This window comes from Roseovarius sp. D22-M7, from assembly GCF_037083785.1.
Lineage (GTDB): Bacteria > Pseudomonadota > Alphaproteobacteria > Rhodobacterales > Rhodobacteraceae > Roseovarius.
In genome coordinates this window covers 1-1678 of the sequence record NZ_JBAPKY010000153.1, presented here as the reverse complement: position 1 = coordinate 1678, position 1678 = coordinate 1, and the positions used below count along the sequence as shown (strand labels likewise).

Genomic DNA, 1678 nt, shown 5'->3' with positions numbered 1-1678 from the left:
GACCTCGTGCCCACCCTTGGGCGTCCAGATAACAAGCAACGCCTTGGCGTGCCTGTTTGCATGAAAAAGTCCTTGAAAAAAGACATCAGAGCGCCGGCTGGTTCCCACCTTCTCCCGAGGTTCCGTGGGTGCGAGCACGTTCCTGTCGTAAGGTAGGGAGTCTGTTTCGCAATGTGCGCTACTAATGCGTTTCTCAGATCACTCGGGGTGGAGATCCACGCGTCCGGTCAGCGGCGCTGGCCGGATGAGGTAAAGGCGCAGGCTGTTGCCGAGACGCTGCGTCCGGGGACGACGGTCAACGAGGTGGCGGCGCATTTCGGCATCCGGCCGAACCAGTTGTCGGCGTGGCGGCGCATGGCGAAGGACGGCGAGCTTGTCCTTCCGGCCGAGGATCGCGACCGAGATGAGACGGTGTTTGCGCCGCTCGTGATGTGCGACGCAGATTCTCCTTCGCCAGAGGCGGAGAACAGCGCTGCCGGACGCGATGTCCGGATCGCGGTCGGCGAGGTGGTGATCCAGCTCGAGGCTGACACGCCCGCCATGCGCATCGCCGAGATCGTCCGGGCGCTCGGGGCGCCCGCGTGATGCTGCCCTCGTACAGGGCGCGCCTAATGGTGGCCACGCAGCCGGTCGATTTCCGCAAGGGTCATGATAGGCTGGCGGCTCTGGTGCAGTCGGTTTTGCAGGAGGATCCCTTCACCGGCACGGTGTTCGTGGTCCGCGATGAGCCATTCGTGCGCCATTGGTGCAAGCACAATGGCGAATGCGGGCCGACCGGTTGAAGATCCTGTTCTGGGAGGATGAGGAGGATCAGGAAACAGCCCGGGGGGACCGTTTCCCGGACGAATGGTTTGGTGATGGCCTACAAGCGCCTGGAGGAGACGACCTTCACCTGGCCTGCGATCAAGGACGGCCTCATGACGCTGAACCGGGCGCAGTTCGAGGCCCTGTTCTCGGGCCTGGATTGGCGCCGGGTGAAGGCGCCGGAGGCGCGCCGGCCGGCTGCGGCAGAATGAATCGGGCGACTGATTTGGTGCGCATTTCCAGCCGGTTCGGGGTATGTTCGAAGGCATGTCGGCCCTGCCTCATATCGACCTTTCGGCCATTCCCGAGGACCAGCGCGACGCTGTCGCCGCGCTGTTGCGCGAGACGGCCAGTCTCAAGGAGATCAACAATCGCCTCGAGCACCTGGTCGCCGAACTGAACCGCGTTGTGCATGGCAAGAAATCCGAGAAGCTCGACGAGGAGCGAGCCATTGCCCGCCATTGATGGAGTGGATGGCTCCCTTCGTTGGCCGTGTTCACAGCACCCAACATGGCACATTGCGATGCCGGAAGCGGGAGCCATCCACTCCATCAATGGCGCGACAATGACGACTGCACAAGATCGGCGCCGTGCTGTAAGCACGCCTTCGGCGTGACGACCGTACCGAGCGGCTGGACATCGTGCCGGCGCAGCTGCGCGGATGTGCGGCGCAACCCTCGAACGAAGAATGCTGCGGGAGAGACCACCGAACCAGTCAGCTCACATCGCGATCATGGGGTCTAAGAGTCCGATTCGAAATGGGTTGAATGATTTCAGTCCCTTGCGAGGCGGCGGGTCATACGTCTGATATGGGCGATGAGGACCCAAGCCTCTGCGCTCTCGACGGGTCTTTCCCAACCTCTTGCCAGGCGGC

The 1678-nt window shown here is 62.9% G+C and carries 2 protein-coding genes and 2 pseudogenes; 3 read left to right on the top strand and 1 reads right to left on the bottom strand.

What is annotated here, in order from left to right; all coding sequences use genetic code 11:
- Window positions 1–171: 171 nt before the first annotated feature.
- The 3 genes and pseudogenes from tnpA (at window position 172) to V8324_RS21735 (ending at window position 1269) form a co-directional block, all read left to right on the top strand.
- Window positions 172–585 (top strand): IS66-like element accessory protein TnpA, encoded by a 414-nt coding sequence (gene tnpA, locus V8324_RS21745; protein ID WP_336421972.1) that lies wholly within the window; start codon window positions 172–174, stop codon window positions 583–585.
- Window positions 585–1016 (top strand): annotated as a pseudogene (locus tag V8324_RS21740) (transposase). Before tnpA ends, V8324_RS21740 begins: the two are co-directional and overlap by 1 nt.
- Window positions 1017–1071: 55 nt before the next feature.
- Window positions 1072–1269, top strand: coding sequence for a hypothetical protein (locus tag V8324_RS21735; RefSeq protein WP_336421971.1), 198 nt, complete (start codon window positions 1072–1074; stop codon window positions 1267–1269).
- 308 nt (window positions 1270–1577) lie between these two features.
- Here the strand turns inward: V8324_RS21735 and V8324_RS21730 are convergent.
- Window positions 1578–1678, bottom strand: a pseudogene (locus V8324_RS21730) (IS5/IS1182 family transposase); the annotation flags it as partial.